Annotated in this window: 16 protein-coding genes and 3 pseudogenes; 8 read left to right on the top strand and 11 right to left on the bottom strand. The window is 41.1% G+C overall.

Annotated features, from left to right (window positions below):
• Positions 1 to 64: 64 nt before the first annotated feature.
• Positions 65 to 2,398 (bottom strand): YgiQ family radical SAM protein, encoded by a 2,334-nt coding sequence (locus tag R7F64_RS11505; RefSeq protein WP_318071705.1) that lies wholly within the window; start codon positions 2,396 to 2,398, stop codon positions 65 to 67.
• Between the two features lie 425 nt (positions 2,399 to 2,823).
• Here R7F64_RS11505 and R7F64_RS11500 point away from each other — a divergent pair.
• The 3 genes and pseudogenes from R7F64_RS11500 (at position 2,824) to R7F64_RS11490 (ending at position 6,429) form a co-directional block, all read left to right on the top strand.
• Positions 2,824 to 5,280, top strand: a pseudogene (locus R7F64_RS11500) (EAL domain-containing protein).
• An 85-nt stretch (positions 5,281 to 5,365) separates the two neighbouring features.
• Complete coding sequence (locus R7F64_RS11495) at positions 5,366 to 6,076, top strand: hypothetical protein (protein WP_318071704.1); 711 nt, start codon at positions 5,366 to 5,368, stop codon at positions 6,074 to 6,076.
• Positions 6,077 to 6,228: 152 nt separating this feature from the next.
• Entirely contained in the window at positions 6,229 to 6,429 is a 201-nt protein-coding gene (locus R7F64_RS11490; protein ID WP_005376762.1) for a DUF4250 domain-containing protein, read from the top strand.
• A gap of 21 nt (positions 6,430 to 6,450) precedes the next feature.
• Here the strand turns inward: R7F64_RS11490 and metR are convergent, their stop codons facing one another.
• Entirely contained in the window at positions 6,451 to 7,362 is a 912-nt protein-coding gene (metR, locus tag R7F64_RS11485) for an HTH-type transcriptional regulator MetR (RefSeq protein WP_005376763.1), read from the bottom strand.
• Positions 7,363 to 7,643: 281 nt separating this feature from the next.
• Between metR and metE the strand changes: the two genes are divergently transcribed.
• The gene (gene metE / locus R7F64_RS11480; RefSeq protein ID WP_318071703.1) at positions 7,644 to 9,926 is read left to right on the top strand and encodes a 5-methyltetrahydropteroyltriglutamate--homocysteine S-methyltransferase; all 2,283 of its coding nucleotides are present in this window, start codon (positions 7,644 to 7,646) and stop codon (positions 9,924 to 9,926) included.
• Positions 9,927 to 10,059: 133 nt separating this feature from the next.
• Here metE and R7F64_RS11475 read toward each other — a convergent pair whose 3' ends face one another.
• The 8 genes and pseudogenes from R7F64_RS11475 to R7F64_RS11440 all read right to left on the bottom strand — a co-directional run.
• Positions 10,060 to 10,452 carry a GspS/AspS pilotin family protein gene (locus R7F64_RS11475; RefSeq protein ID WP_005386726.1) on the bottom strand — a complete coding sequence of 131 codons (393 nt, stop codon included), beginning with the start codon at positions 10,450 to 10,452 and terminating at the stop codon, positions 10,060 to 10,062.
• Between the two features lie 3 nt (positions 10,453 to 10,455).
• The gene (locus tag R7F64_RS11470) at positions 10,456 to 10,752 is read right to left on the bottom strand and encodes a YciI family protein (protein WP_017634695.1); all 297 of its coding nucleotides are present in this window, start codon (positions 10,750 to 10,752) and stop codon (positions 10,456 to 10,458) included.
• A gap of 115 nt (positions 10,753 to 10,867) precedes the next feature.
• On the bottom strand, positions 10,868 to 11,263 hold the full coding sequence (gene yciA, locus R7F64_RS11465) for an acyl-CoA thioester hydrolase YciA (protein ID WP_005376768.1): 396 nt from the start codon (positions 11,261 to 11,263) through the stop codon (positions 10,868 to 10,870).
• A 225-nt stretch (positions 11,264 to 11,488) separates the two neighbouring features.
• Positions 11,489 to 12,052: a septation protein A gene (locus R7F64_RS11460; RefSeq protein ID WP_005376769.1), complete on the bottom strand. Its 564-nt coding sequence runs from the start codon at positions 12,050 to 12,052 to the stop codon at positions 11,489 to 11,491.
• Between the two features lie 198 nt (positions 12,053 to 12,250).
• The gene (locus tag R7F64_RS11455; protein WP_017634694.1) at positions 12,251 to 12,493 is read right to left on the bottom strand and encodes a hypothetical protein; all 243 of its coding nucleotides are present in this window, start codon (positions 12,491 to 12,493) and stop codon (positions 12,251 to 12,253) included.
• Between the two features lie 111 nt (positions 12,494 to 12,604).
• Positions 12,605 to 15,145 carry a hybrid sensor histidine kinase/response regulator gene (locus R7F64_RS11450; protein ID WP_167415321.1) on the bottom strand — a complete coding sequence of 847 codons (2,541 nt, stop codon included), beginning with the start codon at positions 15,143 to 15,145 and terminating at the stop codon, positions 12,605 to 12,607.
• Positions 15,138 to 16,322, bottom strand: a complete 1,185-nt coding sequence (locus R7F64_RS11445; RefSeq protein WP_213915212.1) for an acyl-homoserine-lactone synthase — start codon at positions 16,320 to 16,322, stop codon at positions 15,138 to 15,140. The genes R7F64_RS11450 and R7F64_RS11445 overlap by 8 nt, the downstream gene beginning before the upstream one ends.
• Before the next feature lie 156 nt (positions 16,323 to 16,478).
• Positions 16,479 to 17,165 (bottom strand): annotated as a pseudogene (locus tag R7F64_RS11440) (dicarboxylate/amino acid:cation symporter); the annotation flags it as partial.
• A gap of 279 nt (positions 17,166 to 17,444) precedes the next feature.
• On the opposite strand from R7F64_RS11440, the gene R7F64_RS11435 reads away from it, so the two are divergent.
• The 4 genes from R7F64_RS11435 to R7F64_RS11420 are packed head-to-tail and all read left to right on the top strand — an operon-like array spanning position 17,445 to position 22,099.
• On the top strand, positions 17,445 to 17,639 hold the full coding sequence (locus tag R7F64_RS11435; protein ID WP_224055183.1) for a hypothetical protein: 195 nt from the start codon (positions 17,445 to 17,447) through the stop codon (positions 17,637 to 17,639).
• A 47-nt stretch (positions 17,640 to 17,686) separates the two neighbouring features.
• On the top strand, positions 17,687 to 18,823 hold the full coding sequence (locus R7F64_RS11430; protein WP_224055182.1) for a ThiF family adenylyltransferase: 1,137 nt from the start codon (positions 17,687 to 17,689) through the stop codon (positions 18,821 to 18,823).
• Positions 18,816 to 19,907 carry a ThiF family adenylyltransferase gene (locus R7F64_RS11425; protein ID WP_224055181.1) on the top strand — a complete coding sequence of 364 codons (1,092 nt, stop codon included), beginning with the start codon at positions 18,816 to 18,818 and terminating at the stop codon, positions 19,905 to 19,907. Before R7F64_RS11430 ends, R7F64_RS11425 begins: the two co-directional genes overlap by 8 nt.
• Positions 19,908 to 19,915: 8 nt before the next feature.
• Positions 19,916 to 22,099 (top strand): ATP-binding cassette domain-containing protein, encoded by a 2,184-nt coding sequence (locus tag R7F64_RS11420; protein WP_318071702.1) that lies wholly within the window; start codon positions 19,916 to 19,918, stop codon positions 22,097 to 22,099.
• A gap of 157 nt (positions 22,100 to 22,256) precedes the next feature.
• On the opposite strand, the pseudogene R7F64_RS11415 reads toward R7F64_RS11420, so the two are convergent.
• Positions 22,257 to 22,451: pseudogene (locus tag R7F64_RS11415) on the bottom strand (hypothetical protein); the annotation flags it as partial.

Raw genomic sequence — 22,451 nt, 5'->3', positions numbered from 1 at the left:
TGACAAAACAAAAGGGCTCCAGAGTTAACTCTGGAGCCCTTTCTAGTATTTAAGCTCTAAATAATTAGCGACGCTTTGGTTTACGTTGACCAGCTAGTTTGCCTTGTCCTTGTGGGCGACCTTGGCCTTGTGGCTTGCTACCTGCCGGGCGGTTTGCACCGTTGCCGCTAGGACGTTGGCCGTTGCTTGCAGGGCGTTGACCACCTGTAGCTTTGCCAGAACCGTTACGGTTACCAGATGGTTTACCATCTTTTGAACCGCCTTCAGAGCGTTTGTTCAAATGACCACCGAAGCCTGGTTGGTTTTTGGTATGTTTGGTTGCAAAGCGGTTTGCCCCGTGACGACCAGATTTACGACGTTGCGCAGGTGTTTGTGCTTCAATGTCTTCTGCAGGAACGAGACAGCCTTGTTTGTCACCAATCAAATGTTTTTTACCCATACTGACTAGGGCTTCACGGATCATTGGCCAGTTTGCTGGATCGTGATAACGCAACAGCGCTTTATGTAGGCGACGTTGACGTTCACCTTTTGCTACAGGTACATCTTCACGTTTTTTGTACTTCACGCGTTTCAGAGGGTTTGTCTCTGAGTAGTACATCGACGTTGCGTTACACATTGGCGAAGGGTAGAAGTTTTGTACTTGGTCACATTCGAAGTTGTTCTTTTTGAGCCACAGAGCAAGGTTCAGCATGTCTTCGTCTTCTGTGCCTGGGTGCGCAGAGATAAAATAAGGGATTAAGTACTGCTTCTTGCCTGCTTCTGCACTGTATTTCTCGAACATTTCTTTAAAGCGATCGTACGTACCCATGCCTGGCTTCATCATTAGATCAAGAGGACCTTTCTCTGTATGTTCCGGTGCAATCTTCAAGTAACCGCCTACGTGGTGAGTCACGAGCTCTTTCACGTATTCTGGTGATTCAATCGCAAGGTCGTAACGTACGCCAGATGCAACCATCACTTTCTTCACGCCTTCAACTTTACGCGCTTCGCGGTATAAATCGATCGTGTGTTTGTGGTCTGTGTTTAGCTTGTTACAGATGCCCGGGAATACACAAGAAGGACGACGACAGTTCGCTTCCGCTTTTGGATCTTTACAGCCCAGGCGGTACATGTTTGCAGTCGGGCCACCAAGATCGGAAATTGTGCCGGTAAAGCCTGGAACTTTGTCGCGAATTTCTTCAATCTCGTTGATGATAGACTCTTTCGAACGGTTTTGAATGATTCGACCTTCATGCTCGGTAATCGAACAGAAAGAACAGCCACCAAAGCAACCACGCATGATGTTCACAGACGTCTTGATCATGTCGTACGCAGGAATTTTTGCTTTCCCGTACATAGGATGAGGAACACGCGCGTAAGGCAGGCCAAACACAAAGTCCATCTCTTCGGTCGTCAATGGAATTGGAGCTTGGTTTACCCAAAGTTCACGATCACCATGGCTTTGAAGTAACGCTCGACCAGAGTACGGGTTCGTTTCTAAATGCAATACACGGCTTGCATGTGCATAAAGAATGCGATCGTTTCTTAGCTTTTCAAACGAAGGTAAACGGACCGCAGTCGTCGCAGCATCGTGGCGTGATGGGCGAATCGTGATTGGTTGTGCAACTGGCTCGTCTTTTTTAGTTTCACACTGAGTTTCTACTTCGTATGGGTTCTTTGGTACGAACGCTTCTTTACGAGGTTTTTCAATGCGAGAAGAATCAATAACCGTGTAGCCATCTGGCGCCGCTGGCAAGTTCACAGCAGTACCACGAATATTGGTCATGGTACTGATCTCTTCGCCGTTTGCGATGCGATGTGCTACTTCGACAAGTGCGCGCTCTGCGTTACCAAAAAGTAGGATGTCTGCTTTTGCATCAAATAGTACCGAACGGCGAACTTTATCTGACCAGTAATCGTAGTGCGCAACACGGCGTAGGCTGGCTTCGATACCACCTAAAACAATAGGTACTTCTTTGTAAGCTTCACGACAACGCTGAGAGTAAACCAAAGTCGCGCGGTCTGGGCGTTTGCCACCTTCGTTATTTGGTGTGTACGCGTCATCGTGACGAAGTTTTTTATCCGCGGTGTAACGGTTGATCATGGAGTCCATGTTACCCGCAGTGATCCCGAAGAACAGATTTGGCTTACCAAGTTGCATGAACGCATCTTTATTTTGCCATTCTGGTTGAGCAATGATACCGACACGGAAACCTTGTGCTTCTAGCAGGCGGCCAATGATAGCCATACCAAAGCTTGGGTGATCCACATAAGCGTCACCGGTTACAATGATAATGTCACAGCTATCCCATCCTAGGGCATCCATTTCTTTGCGACTGGTCGGCAAGAAAGGTGCCGTACCAAAACACTCTGCCCAGTATTTTTTGTACTCATGAATAGGAGTGATGTTATTGGTCATATTTTGCTCTCTGTTCCAGGGAGCGCGAATTATAGCGATTTGATTATCAGGTATCTATAACAAACTCATCTATTCAAGCTTAGTTCATCGAGTTTTATTTGGTTTGTAAAAATATCAATGCTCTATCGGCGATTTTCTGTCTAATTTCACCTTGAAAGCCTCATGGTTATAGATCGGTTCATGAAAAATGTCGCAATCTTAATACAAAGCATAAGCAATGGTGTGCTTATATGGGGTAAAGCCTATAATCAAATTAGTGCATATTAAATGCAAAAGGCTGAGCTGCTCTGGAAATAGTTCTAAGTCGATAGGCTTATCGTTGACACAATCCATCTATAAAGAGGATCGGCAGGTCCCAACTGGAATGTCGCGAATTGACTGTGAATTTTGAGCCTTGGGCTAATTACAAAAAAAGGGGCTAGGGTATGAGTGAATCTACGACAACAGTGCATCCAAAAATGCAAACGACTTCCAGTCTAACTCCTGTTATAGAGTGGTCTTACGATATTGATACTCGCGAGTTCGAATGTGATCAGCAAGGAATGGCAAAGGCATTTGGGATAAGTACGCCAGTAACCAGCCTAAATAACTTGTTTGATCATATGCTGATGGGGCAACAAGAAACGCTAAAACAACGAATTCTAGAAGTGGAACTCTTTGGCGGACGGGGGCGGTTTTCTTGTTGCATGATGCTAAAAAACGTTAACTTAGTGCACGTTACTATTAGTTTTGAAAGGCTCAATAAGCGCATTATCCAAGGCACTATCATTCCACAATTAACAATCACTGGTTGCGAATAGTTAGCGAAAATTCTCGAAACGATTTTTGATTTGCCAAATGTAGGCGTTTTAGTTGCCGATGAAGATACGCGCATCTTAGGTTGTAACCGTGCCTTTGAGTTACAAATGGGCTATCAAAACCGAGATCTGGTTGGGCTTAAAACTCATATATTCAGTACCTCTCACCATAGCCAAGCGTTTTATGATCAGCTGTGGCAGCAAATTAATGATGAAGGATGTTGGTGTGGTAACTTGCTGAGCAAAACAGCAAACGGTAGCAACCAAGCTCATCATCTTTGTATTTACCGACTTACGTTTCACTCTGGACGAATTCTTTATCTCGGATTTTCTACGGATATTTCTGCTTCGTTGTTGTGGATGAAAAATCGTTGTGAACAACAGCATGATTGGGCTGCCTTTTTACCGACGAGGAAAGAATTTGAACTCCAATTAGCTACCTTAGCGAATGAAAGCAGAAATAAAGAACTCAACATTGTTATGACACTAAGACCCAAGTTTTCGGAGAGATACTTGCTTGAACAGCAATTAGGTTTTGCAGATTTTATTATGCGAAGTCGCTACACCAGTATTGCGGGGCAGTTATCTCGGGATGTGTTTGTCGTATGCTTGCAGACCCCTCATTGCCAATGGTTGAGCCCGGTTCGTTTGATCCAAATTGCCATGAAAGGGTTCTTTAATGAGCTTAGAAATGAAATGGGCACAAAAATGCATGCCACTATCGTTAAAGGCCAAACTGGTGTGTCAATCCTTGGCTATGATACGAACCGACCAAGACAAGCGCTAGCACATGCAGCGCAAGCAATGTTGTCCTCTATTTCCGGTGAAGGTAGCTATTTCAACTTTTACGACAGTGAACTTCACTCTGAATTAGTGAAGCGCCAACATCTCGAGGCGTTTTTGGAGGCGCAAATAGAGAGTGGGCTAGTGGACGTTTACTTTCAACCGATTATCGACGTTCAAACCGGAAGCGTGGTTAAGTTCGAGGCTCTCGCACGCTTCTATGATGAAAATGATGCGTATTGCACGCAAAAGATGATCGCTATTATTGAAGATCTAGAACTCATAGCGGCACTTGATGATGTGGTCTGCCAAGCTGCGTTGAAGCACTTTCCGCGCTTACAAGAAATTTATGGCGAGGAAGTGGGCGTGACCATCAATCGCTCCCTCAATACGAAATTGGATTCTCTTCAGGTCCTTCAGCGGTCGCATGATTTGATTAAAGCCAGTGGTGTAGACCCTAAGCGAGTAACTATCGAGCTAACAGAAACCGCGTATTTTGAACAAGATGAGGAGCATACTCGAGCTCTAGAGGAAGTGCGGAAAGAGGGCATTGAGATCGCGATTGATGACTTCGGTACTGGGTATTCTTCTTTTTCTTATCTAGAAAAAGGGCAGTTTGATTTACTGAAAATAGACCGAAAATTCGTCAAGAACATTCATAAAGGGAGCACTAGCTATAACATTGTGAAAATGGTCACCGAGCTTGCACAGCAAATGAATGTAAAAGTGGTTGCTGAAGGCGTGGAATCTAAGCAAGAACTTCAAGTATTGGCAGAAATCGGTGTCGATTACATGCAGGGCTTTCTATTTTCTGCTGCCGTGCCTGTCGATTTGATGGATAAAGCGGACAGTTATGAGCATCTGTTCTCTGACATCGCGATTGAGTCTAAGCAAAGTGATGTGTTGCAATCTTTGAGCCATGAACAAGTCAGGTCTATGGACCCTGGAGAACCGCTCTCCTTGGCAGTGGAGTACATGAATTTGAATCCAAGCTCGCCTTTAGTTGTTCTCAATGAAAATCGTTGTGTTGGGTTAATTACGAAAGAGACGGTGAATTTACACCTAACGCCTTCGATGGGAACAGAGCGAGAAACTGAACGAGAAAGCCGAATTTGGAAACGTCCTGTTAATCAGATAATGAGCACCGAATTTGTGTTGGTTGATGAGGATTTACCTGTCTCTGTTATTCGAGAGTTGGTTAAAACCGGCATCCGTTTCCCTTGGGTACTGTGTAATACCAAAGAAGAGTACCGTGGAGTTTTAACGCAGGAAGACGCGTTGAAGTATCTTGCTTCTCTGTGAATAAAATTGTCTTACCGTTTTAGCTCATTTGGGGGCCGACTTTCGGTGGTTTGGCGATAGTTGATTTGATATTATCGCCCCCAAAATGACTTTTGAGCGTGCATTCAACATGATTCAACAATTGCTGGTTACTTTCCCTCCGATGCTATTTGGCGCACAAGCGCTACTGACTTTGCTTCTAATCAAGGGCGATATTTGTCCTGGTCAGCGAGGACGTCTTCATAAAATGTTGCCTGCAGTAGCTGTATTGTGGCTCGCTGTTGCGTCACTTCGCATTGAAGCATTTATGATCGTGTTTGCTATTTTCTACTTCTATTCTCAGGTTCAAACCAAGAAAACGCGTGAAAAAGGGCCACTATGGGCGATGCATTTAGCGAATGGTTTGGCCTTTGCGTATGTGAGTATTCAAGTATTTGAGCAATCAAGCTGGCCAGCATCGATAGCGATGGCGCTAATGATATTTTTCCTTGGGGCGTCATTTTCTCAATTGCTACTTACGATAGCTCGCAGCAGATTACAGGCATTTCACCGCATTTTACCAGTTACTGGCATTGTGTCTGGAATGCTATTAGTCATCGCAACGTTGTTTGCTTCTTACCAGTTAAATGAAGCCATACTAAACGCTGCGACACAGCCGATCTTGCTGTCTTTAGCTATGCTAATTTCTTCAATTATTGTGTGGTGTTGGCATATTTTTACGCATAAGAAACCAGAAAAGGTGCAACTGAGCGTTGCCTTGTTTCTAGCACTCGCGTCGATGACGAGCCTGCAAGGTTTATTCTCTCTCGCGGCTTAACCTCTATTCTAAAGACAAAGCTAGACGGCTTATATCCAAGTGCTTTCTTGGTGCTTGGGTATAAGGTGATCACGTTTTAGATCGCACTCACTTTAAATTCGCGTGATTACTACTACGCTTGTTTATATACCTTGTCGAAGAGGAGAGTCGCGATGGATTTAAGCAATGTAGGTAATCTGGACAGCACTATTTTGCTAGGTATCGTCAACGAAAAGCTACGTTTAGAGTGCGACAGTTTTGACGAGTTAGTATCAGTGTATGAGATGGATGTAGAGTCTGTAGTCGGCAAGCTTGATATGCTCGGTTATCAGTACGATCCATTGACTAACCAATTTAAAGCATATCAACGCTAAGCCTTTCATCACCCAAATCTTTTAAGCCACCTTGATTCCGTCAAGGTGGCTTTTACATTGTAGCCTCGCGGTTGCGAAAAAAGCTTGTAAGTAACGCTTCTCTTTCTCTGAGTGACGCGTTGCTGCAAACAAGCGACGCCATAAGCCTTGGCCGAAAGGTTTACTGGTAATAAGACCTTGGCGAGAAAATTCAGAAATCGCCCAATTGGGTAGTGCCGCCACCCCTAATCCAGCAGAGACCATCTGAACTAGCATGAGAGTATTGTCGGCTTGCTTCCATTTCGCAGGTTCTATTCCTGCTGGCTGAAGAAAGTGTTTTACGACGTCTAGCCTTTGTTTTTGAACCGGATAAGAGAGCATGGTTTGATCTGCGAGATCTTGCGGATCAATAATTTCTTTTTCCGCCAATGGGTGGTTGGTTGCGGTAATTAAACGCATTTCAAAGTCGAATAGAGGCTCGTAGTGGACTTCAGATCGAGGTTGGATATCGGAAGTAATAACGAGATCGAGTTCGCCTGCCAATAGAGCAGGGAGTGGTTCAAAGCCAAAACCAGAGGAAAAGTCCAATGTTACGCTAGGCCAAGCAAGTTGGTACTCCCTAAGTGCAGGCATTAGCCATTGGAAGCAAGAGTGACATTCAATGGCCATATGTAATCGGCCATTGACGTCCTCTTTCAAGCTCGCTAAATCATTTTCTGCTCTTGCGAGTTTCGGAAGGATATCTTCTGCAAGACGCAATAGGATTTCTCCCTCTGAAGTGAACTTCACCGGACGAGTCTTTCTCAGGAAAAGTTGCCCTCCAATTCGCGCCTCCAAATCTTTGATCTGATGAGACAGTGCCGACTGAGTGAGATGCAAAGCGGTCGCTGTCGCCGTTAGAGAGCCAGTGTCTCGAAGCGAAGTGAGTGTCCGCAAATGTTTTAGCTCTATCATGAATTCCTTTCATCCTTTGTTGCTCGCTATGAACAGAATAGCAATCGTGTAAATAACTTAACGACAAAAAATGGATATGTAAACGTCTAGACGTCTATTTGTTGTTTTTATTTGCGAATCATGTCGCTTCATGATGAATTTTTTTAATAAACAAGTTGAATAAATGGACGTTGTTCTAATATCAGATGAGAGCGATAGTTTAGCCATCCAGACATCTTATTCTTTACCGAAAGATGCTCTGATCCAAACAAATTGAACAAAATTGAGAAAGGAATAGGGACATGGCGACAACGACTCACATACTAGGTTATCCACGCATTGGTGAAAAAAGAGATTTAAAATTCGCTCAGGAGAAATACTGGCGAGGAGAAATTGATCAAGCTGAGCTTAAAAAGGTTGGGGCAGATCTACGCGCCAAAAACTGGCAAACACAAACGGATGCTGGTCTGAGTTTTGCCACCGCTGGCGACTTCGCTTGGTACGATCATGTACTGACGACCACGTTGCTATTGGGTCATGTGCCAAAGCGTCACGCTGATGGTTTCCCTAACCTGGATACGTTGTTCAAAGTGGGTCGCGGTCAATCTCAGGCTGGTTGCAGCTGTGCGGGCGCTGCGGCATCGGATATGACCAAATGGTTCAACACAAACTACCATTACATTGTCCCTGAATTCAGCAAGGACGATACGTTTGAAGTGAGCTGGCCGCAACTGTTTGAAGAAGTCAACGAAGCGCTTCAAGCTGGCCACCAAGTGAAGCCTGTTTTGCTTGGTCCAGTCAGTTACCTTTACTTGGGCAAAGAGGTCGAAGAAGGGTTTGACCGCTTAACCCTGCTACCACGCTTACTTACTGCTTACCAAGCTATTTTGGCAAAGCTAGCAAGTCAAGGTGTTGAGTGGGTTCAGATTGATGAGCCAATTTTGTCACTGGAGCTAGAAAGCAAATGGGCTGATTCGTTTAAGCTAGCCTACCAAGTGATTCGAAGCGATGTAAAAGTGCTGCTAACGACGTACTTTGACTCCGTAAGCGATACGCTAGACAAAATTGTAGAGCTACCGGTGGATGGTTTGCATATCGATTTATCTGCCGCCCCTCAGCAGCTTGACGATGTGGTTGCCAAGTTACCGGAGGGGTGGGTGCTTTCTGCTGGCGTTGTGAATGGTCGTAACGTGTGGCGTTCGGATTTAAGTGCCCAACTCGAGCGTCTACAGCCAGTCAAAGAGAAACTGGGCGACAAACTTTGGGTTGCCAGTTCATGTTCTCTGCTACATAGCCCTGTTGATTTAGCACTGGAAACAGAACTGAGCGAAGAAGTAAAAAGTTGGTTTGCCTTTGCAAAACAAAAAGTGGCAGAAGTCGCCTTGCTTGGCCGAGCGCTCGATGGTGATCAAAATGCGATTCTCGCTTGTGATACCTATAGCCAGCCAATCAAAGCACGTAAAACGGCAACGCATGTGAATAAGCCACAAGTTCAAGCACGTTTAAACAGTATTACTGCATCACTTGCCGAGCGCAGCGCACCTTACGCGGAGCGTGCTGCGCATCAAGCTGAAGTATTGGGCTTGCCTCTGTTGCCAACCACGACAATCGGTTCTTTCCCTCAAACGGGTGAAATTCGTGTTCAGCGCAGTGCTTATCGTACAGGTCAATTATCTGAGTCTGAATATATCCAAGCACTTAAAGGACATATTGCTGACGCAGTAAAACGTCAAGAGGCGCTCGACCTAGATGTGCTTGTTCATGGTGAAGCAGAGCGTAACGACATGGTGGAATACTTCGCTGAGAACTTGGCGGGTTTTCAAACGACCAAATTTGGTTGGGTACAGAGTTATGGCTCTCGCTGTGTGAAACCTGCCATTGTAGTTGCTGACATTGAACGTGAAAAACCGATCACGGTTGAATGGTCGACGTACGCCCAGTCGCTAACCAGCAAACAGATGAAAGGCATGTTGACTGGACCAGTTACGATTTTGTGTTGGACGTTCCCACGTGAAGACATCACACGTCAAGAAATTGCGCAGCAACTTGCTTTGGCGCTGCGTGATGAGGTGTCTGACCTGCAAGATGCAGGCATCAATATCATTCAAATTGATGAGCCAGCCATTCGAGAAGGTTTACCACTCAAAAAACGCGATCAAAAAGCGTACTTAGAATGGGCCGTAAATGCGTTTAAGGTCTCTGCGGCAAGTGCAAAACCAGAAACTCAGATTCACACTCATATGTGTTACAGCGAGTTCAATGAAATCATTGATTCGGTTGCGGCACTCGATGCGGACGTCATTACCATTGAAACATCTCGCTCAAATATGGAGCTGCTGAAAGCATTTGAAGAGTTCAATTACCCGAACGAAATTGGCCCTGGTGTTTATGACATTCACTCACCAAACATTCCTACGGAAGAATGGATTGAAGGTTTAATCAAGAAAGCGGCAGAAAAAATTCCGGCTCAACGTTTGTGGGTAAACCCAGATTGTGGTCTGAAAACACGAAACTGGAAGGAGACAGAAGCCGCATTGGCAAATCTGGTTTCAGCGGCGAAGAAGCTCCGTGCTGAGCTGGCGTAACACATCGTTACAGCAAATAAAAACGGAGACTGTGGTCTCCGTTTTTCTATTCTTAATTGTTAACTTTCGTTTTCAGATTATCCAATAATAGCGAATCATCGTCTCATGCCGAAAGCAACAAAAATTACTGTAGCTACTTCACCTGAGTACAAGTCTGTGCGGAAACCAACTCATCTGCCATCAACTGACCGCGAGAATTACGTACCTTAATACGATACATCAAGCCCATATCAATTTGCTTGCGAACTTCTGGGTTGCTGCAGTAGGTATAGATACTGGTATTCAGTACTTGATTTAACGGCTTTGCACCGAGTGCGCCATCGTTATAAATCATCATCATCTCTACAACATTTTTGTTGGATGAGACACGCATTATTTGCAGTGGACCGTACTCTAAAGGGAGGCCCGCAGACAAGACTCCTGCTCGGTTTGATGCCATAAGCTCAAGTTGGCGCTGATTATCATCGGTTGATGAACAGCCAGCCAGAGCACCAAATACCAAGAAAAGACACAGTAATTTTTTCATAAATTAAAACACTTTTTTGAACGGTTTCACGATTACATGATCGTAAACACCAGCCGCTACATAAGGATCGGCTTCTGCCCACGCTTTAGCATCCTCTAGAGAGGCGAATTCAGCGATGACAGTTGAGCCCGTAAATCCAGCTTCACCAGGATTGTCAGAATCTATCGCAGGCATCGGACCAGCTGTAAGAAGGCGACCTTCGTCTTGTAGCTTTTGTAAGCGACCCAAGTGTTGTGGGCGAACGCTCATGCGTTTTTCCAACGAGTTCTCAACGTCCTGTGAAAAGATGACATACCACATAGCATAGTTCCTTAATTGGTAGGGTAAAGTGTTAATTTAACGCCTTTTTTGTGTCTCTCACAAGTGAACAACAGAAAATGTGAGGTCCTTTCTAACTGTTAGCGTTGTAGGTTGACTAATTCTGAACCGGACGTGGTTTACCTTCACTGTCAATGGCTACGTAGTTGAAGGTCGCATCACAAACCATGAAGCGTTCGCCAACACCGTGAGCTTTGACGGGTTTGACCCATACTTCCAAATCGACACTCATGGATGTGCGGCCGATCTTAGTGCATTCGCCGTAGCAGCATACGACATCGCCCACACCAACAGGTTTTTTGAACGTAATGCTTGATACCGAAACGGTGACAACGCGACCACAAGAGATCTCTTTTGCCAGAATCGCGCCTGCTAAGTCGAGCTGAGACATTATCCAACCGCCAAAAATATCGCCATTGGCGTTTGTATCTGCAGGCATTGCAAGGGTACGAAGCAGCATTTGACCTTTCGGAGAGCTAATTTCTTGACTCATTGTGACATCCTAAATCTTAAAGGCGCTCAAACTAAGCGCCAACATAGTAAATACCTAGAACCAAAGGTCCTTAAAAAACCGCAGATACCGGACCAGAGAAAGTTGGTTTACAGCAGCAAGAATGGTCTGAAAACGGTACGTTGTTTGAGCGGTTTACTGATACATGGAGCAAAACAGCGACCCTAAGGTCGCTGTGAAGTCGCGGATTATAGCAAAACTGAGTTTTTAATCATCAGTGGACACATCGGATGAGTTATTTTTTTGTTCTTTTGGCATGTGTTTATAAATGTAAAAGCCAGTCGCAATCATGTAAGCAAATGTCGCGATCAACATTCCAAATACTTTGAAGTTAACCCAAACATCCAACGGCAATTCGTAAGCAATATAAATGTTTAGGCCAGCGAAGAATGAGAAGAAGCCAACCCAAGCCCAGTTAATCTTTGCCCAAACAGCGTCAGGTAACGTAATTTCCTTGCCTAGCATACCTTTGATGGCTGATTTTCCCAATGCGTGGCTCACTGCTAAGCCAATCGCCAGAATCGCGTAAATGATGGTGACTTTCCACTTTATAAAATTGTCGTCGTGGAAGAAAAGGGTCATGCCGCCGAAGATAGTGACGATAACAAATGTTATTAGCTGCATCTTTTCGACTTTCTTATACAGCGCATAGGTGACGACAAGCTGAATGGCTGTTGCTACGATCAGTGCACCTGTCGCCACGTAGATGTCGTACAGCTTGTATAAAGCGAAGAAAACGATGAGTGGTATAAAGTCTAGGATCTGCTTCATGATGGCAAAATCTACCTAATTGTTGAATTGAAGACAGTCTAACGGAATCTGACAAGATGTGAATACTGAGGAAGTTAAGGTAAGAATAGTAACGCTTAGTATATCGTACAGCCCGCAAGCTTCTTCCACGTCGAAACAGCAAATGGAAGGAATAAAAATTGCCGCGTGAAGCGGCAATAGAGTTGAGAGTTTTAAACCTTAAGCCACACGTTGATATTGGGAAATAAGCGTTTTTACATCTTCTAAATAGCCTTCCCGCAGTAAGTTATCGACCGTTGCTTCTAGCTCTTCGAGAGACATCGTGAAGCAAGTGGATTTACCAGTCATCAGGGTCAGATATTGATGATACTCTTCTTCTGTATAGTGGCCTAAGCGATCAAGTAACAGTGTTTTGATTCCATGATGAATCAAGCCGTAGTATGTATGTCGATGAAGTAACATGGCGATCTCCTTATCAAGCTCATACGCTACTCATTTGCAGCCTGCTTGACCTTCTGGATAATTCGATTTACTCCAATAATGCACATCTAGTGCCAATTCTATATTTGCAAATTAAAAAGTGCTGGAAGGTGCAAAATTCTCGTTCTGTAACCATCTTTGGATGACGACTTGAAGTGCATTTAACGTGGTGGGCTTTTCGAGCCTGTCATCCATGAGTTTCGAAATTAGCTCCAACTCTCTAGCTCCAGACTCACCAGATAAGGCAATGATTGGAACGGAGGATGTGATTTGCTTAATCCGCTGGCTGGCGTCAAATCCATTCATTACCGGCATTTGGACATCCATAAGAACGAGATCAATCTTGTGAGAGTGGAATAGTTCTACCGCAGAGGCTCCATTATTTGCTTGTAAGCTGTTGACTCCCAATCTTTTTAAATACATCTGTACCAAGGTGCGTTGCACCTCTTTGTCATCTACAATGAGCACTGTTGGTGCATCTTTACATACTTGTACGTGTTGAGCTGAATGATTTTCAGAATGTGATGCAGTTGCTTTCCAGCTATCAAAGTCCGGTGCTCTTAATGTCTCTGGTTTTGGTGCGTTTGGTACGACTGGGAAATACAAGTAGAATTCTGTGAACTCGTTCAATTCAGACTGGCACTCTATTCGTCCTCCGAAGGAGCGCATAACACGTTGGCAATAGCCCAAACCTAAGCCACTGCCTCCGCTTTTTTGATACGAGAAAAAGTCATCAAATATCTTGTGTAAGATACTGCTATCTATACCTGGCCCACTATCTCGGAAGATCAGAATGTTTTCGTAAGCCCCCGTCTGGGTACGAATCTCAATTTGACTGTCGGGATAAGAATCAAAATAGTAGATAGCGTTACGAATCAAATTGAAAATGACAAAGTTAAACAGGGTCTCATTTAACTTCGCGACAAAATCGTGTGCCTGTGGCAGGTTAATTCTCTCTATTATTTGATCGTTTTCAAAACCATAACGGCTTACTGCTTGGTCGATGGCTTTATGTATGGAAGTGAGAGCTAAAGGCTCATGCTCTGGTGAACTGTCGCTAACTTCTCGTAAAATAATATCGATAAGTTGTCTACCGCGTTGTATAGCGGCTTCACCTTTATCAATTTCTCTTTTTAGCGTATCCAGTGAGGCGTTTGACTCTATATGCTGTTTTAAAGCTTCAAATTGTAATTGTACTTGAGCGAGAGGGTTACGCATTTCATGTGCAATGGAGTTAGCCAGCGCACGGCTTTGGCGTACCTTTCTATCGGCTTCAATGGTGCTCTGGATGCGAACTAATAACGTTTGCAGAGCTGAGATTTCTTCATTAGAAAACAGCTTATTATCTATTTTATGTGAAGAAATTAGTAAGTGAGTAACAGACTTTCCACGACCGAAGAGAGGCATAACGAGCGCAGTATTGCTTGAGCGCATGCGCTCGTAGAGCTTTCTCATCGACCCTTTAGAAGAGGAGGCATAATCAATTTCTTCAGACAACTCATCTAGCACGAGAACTGACTTGCTTGACGGCAGGTACTCTTCGTAAAACGTTTCTGTGTAATTGCTAGTGACTAGCTGTAGCTTGTTGTTTGGTATGTTAAGTAACGATGCCAACTGACGCATAGCATCATCTATTGAGCGTTTAAACTCTTCCTCTAACCCAAGGATTTGCTGAACGGGAGTGTGTCGTTTCCCATAAATAAAATACGAAGCGAAACGACTGACTCGCTTAAAAAGCAAGTGCCAAGTGATACCGATAAGCGCGCATAAAGGTACCGCAACAAGCCATTGGTTATCTTCAGAGATAGGAATAAATATCGCCCCTAGCGGCAGAACAAAAATGGCGCAGACTAAGAGCGCGCTTACCGTTAAGTACGTGAGATATTTAGCGCTGTAGAAGCGAGAGGTAAGTAGGGCATAGCCCACAAACAACATTTCGCTGATTGAAAGTGCTGGTGGTAACCAAGTTAGGGAGAAGTCGCCAAGGAAATACGTCATTCCAAGGTGTATCACTGCCGTAGATAACATGAATACCAAAATGCCAGCGATCATATAGTTGCTTTTTGCTAGCGTGAGCTTGCTGCTGTTAGCGCGCATGGCAATCAAGTTAAGCAGCGTTAGTACCACGAAAGCTAGCAAACTAATGAAAAAATATGAGGTATGTGGGCCAAATTCAATGACGAACTGGCTTGGACCACTAATGGTGACATTTTCGACAGTAAGATTCGGCACTAAGTTGATGTACAGTGAATACGTTGCTAGTGCGACAAAGACGACTTTTTGCCAGACTTTGACCGCTGTTTTTTTAACATCTGCGGTTAACTGGCAAGAAAAATAGAATGCAAACGCAAAGGCGAAAAAAGACGCTAAGTTCGCTAACTTAGCCATAAAAATGCCACCAACAGAGCCTAATTCTGGCAATAAATCGGTATGGAAATAGGCGTTGCTGCTTATCCAAACAATGATACAGCTGGAATAAGCGATGTAAGGCGCGTGATGCGAGCCTAAGATTGATTCACTCTTCTGTTTTAGGCGATAGCAGTAATACAGTAGCCAAGCGAATACTATTAGTACAGTCGCGTACAATGCCATTGCTTTTGGGTAAAAGAGACCGTGCAAATGAACATCAAGCATGCTCATTCACCTTTTTATCCATTCTTTTTGTTCGTACGCAATGTTTGTAGTCGCGAAATTGTATGTCTTGAAATGCTTCAACCATCATACCTAAATTCCAGAAACCGCGGTATGTCTTGGTACCGTCACCGTTAATGTCGCGGTATCCTGAGTGAAAGTAGGCACTTAAATCAATAGATTGATAGAAATTTAACATAAATACTTGCTCAATAATGGTAAAGCCGAGCTTATAGCCTGCTTTATAGAGCTCGCTCATCATAGTTTTTTGCGCCAGATACAAAAAATACAGCTTTTGTTGAATGTTGCCTCCCACCGTAAGACGCAGTACTTCGCAAACCGCTTCACTGTTCTTTACACGAGATTGAAACTGAGCATCAAACCCAACAAGAGTGTGCTCATGAGTTAGAGCACGACACTCCAAAATACCCAGTTGATTGAGAACACTGTACCCATGATTAGGAAAGCAAAACTGCCATTGTTCGTTACTAAACTGTGGTGAGTAACTGAGCCAGTTATTTCGTTGATGCCAGCTTTGCACTAAAGCGGAGGAGACCATGATTGGTGAAGATGACGATTTGAGCAAGAGGGCAAAGTGCTGCCCTTTTTGCGAGAGTGATAAAAGAGGCAAGATTTCAAACCATTGTTCAGTTTGGACGAAAAGCTCAAGATTACTCAGTGTGATCGCTTCGGAAATCGGCATTAACGCTGCATGATTTGGCAGCATTACCTCAAGATCGCAATCTGCGATATCTTCAATTAACACGCTAGTATAGCTGTGGTCGTCAAACGGAAGCGGAGTAGGAATCGCAGCTTCGTTTGAAGGATATTTTTGCTTGATTGCTTCGATCTCGCATTGACACCAGAAAACCATCCAATGCGGGTAACAATCTGCGGCAAGTTGTTCAAGTAAACGAATCTCTTTGGAGAAACCTGTCGGATACTGTTGCACTAAATCTCGATAATCCATTAACTCAAATAGTGCAGAAAGACTTTTTGATGTGTGTTTAGGAAAGAGAGATTTAAGCAGTTTTATTCGATACAGAGCAACCTGTTGAAAAAGAGCATCTCGTTTTTGTTTCGTTAGGGTAAGAATAACTGAGTCAACCAGGGCCTGCTGCTTTGATTCGATCGGCAAATTTATTTTGGTGAGATATTCCAAAGATTGCTCAAGACTCATGATATAACCTAGCTCTAACGTTTTGTTATATTTTGTAATGGTTTATATCATTTTGAAAAATTTATGCCATCGGTTTCTATTTGTATAGTTACGTAATGCAAGAAAAGACAAAAAAACCGCTCATTATGAGCGGTTTTTGGTCTATTCAAGAAAGGGTTAGGCTTCTTGCTTTTTTAGCTCAGCTTCTGCCGTTTCTTCTTCAATTAGCGCATCAACGATAACTGCACATGCAGCATCACCTGTGATGTTCAGTGCTGTACGAATCATATCGAAAATACGGTCAAGAGCGAATAGCAGCGGTAGACCTTCAATTGGAATGCCAGCGGCAAGAAGCACGGCAACCACTAGGAAAGAAGGGCCAGGAACACCCGCTTGACCAACCGCACCCAATGTAGACGTTACGATAATTGCAATGTAAGCGCCCATGCCTAGATCGATATTGAACAGTTGAGCAAAGAAGATAGCAACCAAGCCATAGTAAATCGCATTACCTGACATGTTGATCGTTGCGCCTAGAGGCAGAACAAATGATGCAGTTGAATTTTTTACGCCCAGCTCTTTTTCACAGGTGTCCATTGTAACAGGCAGTGTTGCCATAGAAGACGCTGTTGAAAGCGCAACTGCTTGCGGTTTCTTCATTGAAGACAGGAATTTCTTCGCAGATGTCTTCGTGAAAACATGCACCATTGCTGGGTAAACAACGAAACCGAAGATTAGGATGGCGGCAACGTAAACAACGAACAGTTTAAACACCACCATTAGCGCACCAAAACCGAACGTACCGACGGCTTCTGCCATCAGACCAAATACACCGATAGGTGCAATGATCATTACTTTGTTAATAGTTATAAGTAAAATTTAGCCGATGAGCATTCATAGGTCGATAAAACGGATTATGCATATCGACACCGAATTTAGTGTTAATCAGTTATCAGTAGTCCTTCCAACGTAATTGGTTTGTGGTTTTAGGTTGCTAACTCAACCTAGAAGGTATTATGTGATTAGTATCACAATATGTAAGTGTGTGTTGTTGTATAACGGACAGTCGAAATTGTGAGATGTTTTTACGATGCTATTCATAATGAGTCTCTAGATTACAAAACTTATCCTGAAGGAATAAAAATGAAGAAAGTGAGTTTAAAGTTTAAAGAAATTAATGATGTAGAAGCAAACGCTACTTATTCGGATGGTTGTTCTGGTAGTCGAAGCGATTGTTGTACACGAGTTTGTACACGTAACGATGTTAAGTCAACAGATGATAGCGTTAAGGCTTGGGATGAGTATTTGGAAGTAAACGCAGGTGTTCTACAATATTAATCTACTGAACTGAGTAGGAGATGGCTAGCAAGTGCTAGCCTTTTTTTATGCTAAATAAGAAATATAAAGTTAAAGACAGTGTTGATGTCTACACATTTTCTACAGATAGTGTTGATTGTACTAGGGTGCAATTCTACAAAATAAATACCAGAGAAAAGTTAACGATAGAGATAGATTCAAGCTTTCTAGCAGTCCTTTCTTCGCTAGACGGTTCGCTACCACTAAAAGATATACTGATAGAAAATAAAATATTAGTAGATACTACAGAAATCGAAAATTTATTAGATTATTTGTTAGATAAAGATTTAATCAAAGTTATTGATTCTAGTGATTATATTAGTGATTGGGAAAGAATTCGATACTCTAGGCAAATTAACTATTTTGATGACCTTATCCCTGAACAAGAGGGAGAACTATCTCAATATAAATTAATGCAAAAAAATATAGTTATTATAGGTTGTGGTTCTGTTGGTGGTTCAATTGCATCACAATTAATTAGAGCTGGAATATTAAATTTGACTTTAGTCGATTATAAAATCATTGATAAAAGTTGTTTTGTGAGGCATGTTTACGCTGATGAATCCAATATAAATTCATATAAAGTTGATGCACTAGAGGAACACTTAAGGAAAATAAATCCTGAGGCTAATATAAACAAAATTAGAGATAAAATCACACCAAGTAGTAACTTAGATAGTCTAATAGATAACTCGATAGATCTTGTTATCAATACGGCAGATGAGCCATACATTGGACACATTAGCGTAAAAGTTGGTAGGTATCTATGGGACAAGAATATTGGTCTTTATGTAGCAGGAGGCTTTGATGCTCACTTAATGAGTTCGGGAGAGCTAATTTATAGAGGAATAACACCGTGTATTGATTGTTGTTCAAATACATTTCGTAATGCATTAAAAAATTGGAAACCTAAATATAATTATAACTCTGGGCTAAATAATTCATCGTCAATAAGTCGAGATGATATATTGATAGGAGGTGCTGGCGGTACATTTGCACAAACATTGTATAGTAGTAGTCTTGCTTGTATGAATATTATTGATTTTTTATTAGGTAATTCAGATGGTAGTAATAAGGTCAATAAAAGAGGAGAGTTCCTTATAGAACGATGTGAACAAACTTGGTTTGAAATGAAAAAGCAAGAAGGATGTAGTTTCTGTGATTAATGATATTTATAGATTAAAATCTTCTATAGCACTCGTTTACGATGATAACGTTTTAGATGTTTTTCTTTCTAACCTTAGAGAACAATTTAAGATTACAATTGAGTATAAATATATTGTTGATTTGTTGTTTTGTTTTGATGGTAAAAAAACTGTCAGAGATGTATTGGAAGTTTATGAAAATATAAGCAAAGATGATTTGTTTGAACTAATTTTATTTTTATCCCAAAAAAATGTACTAATCAAAGTTGATTGTGAATACCCTGATGATTTTGTGTCCGATCAATACAGGTTAATCAACTTTTTTGAGGATTACTGCTCTTCTACAAGTGATGTGATTTCATCATTAAAAATGATTAACACTAGTAAAGTTATGATTGTAGGATTAGGTGCAGTAGGAACTTGGGTTTCAGAATCTCTCATAAGATCAGGTTTAAAGAATATTACATTAGTAGATGATGATACGGTTGAAATTTCAAACCTTCATAGGCAAGGTATGTTTTTTAACAAAGATGTTGATAGATACAAAGTAGATGTTTTATCAGAAAATCTACGTAGTGTATTCCCTGATGTGAAAGTAAATAAAATTAAAGAGAAACTAACCCCAGACTTTTTTTGTAAGTACACTGAAAAATATGATTTAGTAATTAATTGTGCTGATAAGCCGAGTGTAGATGAAACGACAAGAATAATTGCAAAATTTTGCATGAAAAATAAAATACCACATATAGTAGGTGGCGGTTATAATTTACATTTGACGCTAATTGGACAAACAGTAATTCCTAATCGAACAGCTTGTGTTATGTGTTTCGAGAAACATTTACAAAAGATAAATGAAGCTGATTTGAATGGTGTAAAAAAGCTAGCTAGAAAAAATCGTAAGATTGGCAGTTTTTCACCTTTGAGTAGCATCGCCGCATCACTAGCAACAATAGATGCTTTAAAAATAATTTCAGGAAAGTACGATTGTATATCAAACGCTAATTCGAGGATTGAGTTTAATGTAAGAGAAAGGGATATCAATAAACACTCCGTAGAAAGAAATGTTAATTGTGAGTGGTGTGGAAACAATGGTCTATATAATTAGGTGATTTTATGAGTGGTCATATTGAGCTAGTCGGTGTTAAAACTAATAATTTAAAGAATATTGATTTTAAATTAAATAAAGGAGAAATAACATCATTGATTGGTATCAGTGGTGGAGGGAAGTCATCACTAGCATATAATACATTATATGAACTATGTAAAAATGAATTCAGATCTCTAGAGAGTGGTTATTATGAATCACCGAGTTTTATTTTAGATTCTTATAAAAACATAGTGCCTTCTGTCGCTCTTAAACAAAAAAACTCCAATGTGAATCCAAGATCATCATTATACACGTATTTGAATATCCCTTCTTTATTAACTTCGTTAATATCAGATAAAAACTTCAATCATAATCACTCTCTTTTGAAAATAAACAAACCTGAAAACCAGTGTTCGATGTGTAGTGGTAGAAAATTATCATCTTATATAGATCTTGAATTAGTAATTGATGAAGATAAAACAATGTGCGAGAACCCATTTAAACCTTGGGTAACAAGTGGGAACAATAAAAAACATAATTTACTAATCGCTTATTGTGAGGCTAACGGAATATCAACTACAACACCTTTCAAAGAATTATCGAACGTTCACAAAGAGAAGTTATTATATAACATATCGGAGAGAAATTTCCCTATAAACTTTGTTCATCAAGGAAAAAAACGTTCAAGAAAATTAACATACATTGGAGTTTTAAATGAATTAAATCAACTATTGAAGAGTAGCAAGAAGTCAGAATATGATTTGGCGATTAAATTTTCAAAACAGAAAGAGTGTGAAGAATGTCTTGGGTCAGGGATAAGGTTAGATAAATATATTGATTTTAAAGTATATGGTGTAGATTTTGTTGACTTTTTAACAAAAGATATTGGTCAAATACTAAATGTGATAAAATCAAAAGAAAAGACCAATACGCCTTTAATTACTCTTATAGAGCAATTATGTCTCTCAGATTTGTCATATTTGTCATTTAATCGAACAATTCCCTCCTTGTCTGGTGGTGAACTTCAGAAGGTGAATTTTTCAAAACTATGTAGTTCAGAGATTACAGGGATTTTAATTGTCATTGATGAGTTGTCTTCACAAGTTCACGTGAGTGACCATAAAATGCTATTTGATAGGATTAAGAATATTCAGAAGAATGGCAATACAATTTTGTTAGTTGAGCATAATGATTATTTTATGTCACGGTCTGATAACGTCATAACAATTGGCCCTAGTGCAGGTCATTTAGGTGGCTATATAGTCGAAAATAAATCTAAAAAAGAGTGTTATTTGGAACTTAGTGAAATTGATAAAAAACTTAATTTTTTTGAGATGTCAGGAATTACAATAAACAACATAAAAGACTTAACTTTAAAGTTACCAATAAATTCCATGTCTACTATTGTTGGTAAATCGGGTTCTGGAAAATCAAGTTTAGCTAAATTTATAAACGAAAATTTCAATAATGTATCATATATTTCTCAAGATTTGATAAAAGGTAATGTCAGATCATCTGTAGCATCTCTAACAGGATTGAACAAAAGAATTAGTTCCATATTTAGTCAGAAATACAATCTAGAAAATAGTTATTTTAATATAAATGAATCAAGTCCAATAGTATGTAAGCAATGTGCAGGAAAAGGCGTAATAAAAATCAATAGAAGTTTTGATAGCGATATAGAAATAACCTGTCCAGAATGTGATGGGAAACTCTTCTCTTCAGAAGCGGAAGATTTTGAAATTAATGGCCATTCTATTCGAGAAATATATGAAATGACATTATCCGAATTGTTATTGTTAGGTATACATTCTATAGATAGAATTTGCTCCGATGCAATAAGACTCGGCCTAGGGCATCTTTCTTTAAATAGAAAGACAAAATCATTATCTGGAGGAGAGTTAAAGCGTATCAAGCTATTAATTAACTTGCCGCAAAGGAATACAAAAAACAAGATAATTATTATTGATGAACCAGCTTCAGGTCTTGATAACAATACGGCTGCTGATGTGATTAGATTCATAAAGAGTTATTCTAATGGATATCATTCAATAGTTTTAATTGAACATAAAGAAGTCGCATTTTTAGAGTCTGATTATGTAATCGAAATCGGTCCCGGTTCGGGAGTCAATGGTGGAAAGATTGTATTTGAAGGAACGCCAAATGATTATTACAATGAAAGGTATGTTAATTATATTCATAATAATTGAAATTATTAGCAAGACAATAAACGTATTTTTATCCTTGATGTAGGATTTGAAATTTACAATGGCTATATAGCCTGTTTATTCTAAGCATACAAGAACCACGGGTTAGCCCGTGGGTGTTTACAACCATAGTCTGTAAACTTAAGCCGCTCTCATCCCCCTACTTAGTGCTAAGACATGCAATGCACCTTTTCTTTCCATCTATGACTAAATTTTTTGTAGAAGCCTTACAGTTAGGGCAAATGTTTGGGTTATCTCTGCGTTTTGCGAGGGTTAACTGAGATTTCAGTTCACCCTCCATTATTTCAACATCTTTGTAGTAAGATTTGAGATAGTAGTCGTGGAAAGTCAGTTC

It is taken from the genome of Vibrio sp. Vb1980, from assembly GCF_033338615.1.
In the GTDB taxonomy this organism is placed as follows: Bacteria; Pseudomonadota; Gammaproteobacteria; order Enterobacterales; family Vibrionaceae; genus Vibrio; species Vibrio alginolyticus.
This window is presented reverse-complemented; position numbering and strand designations above follow the sequence as displayed.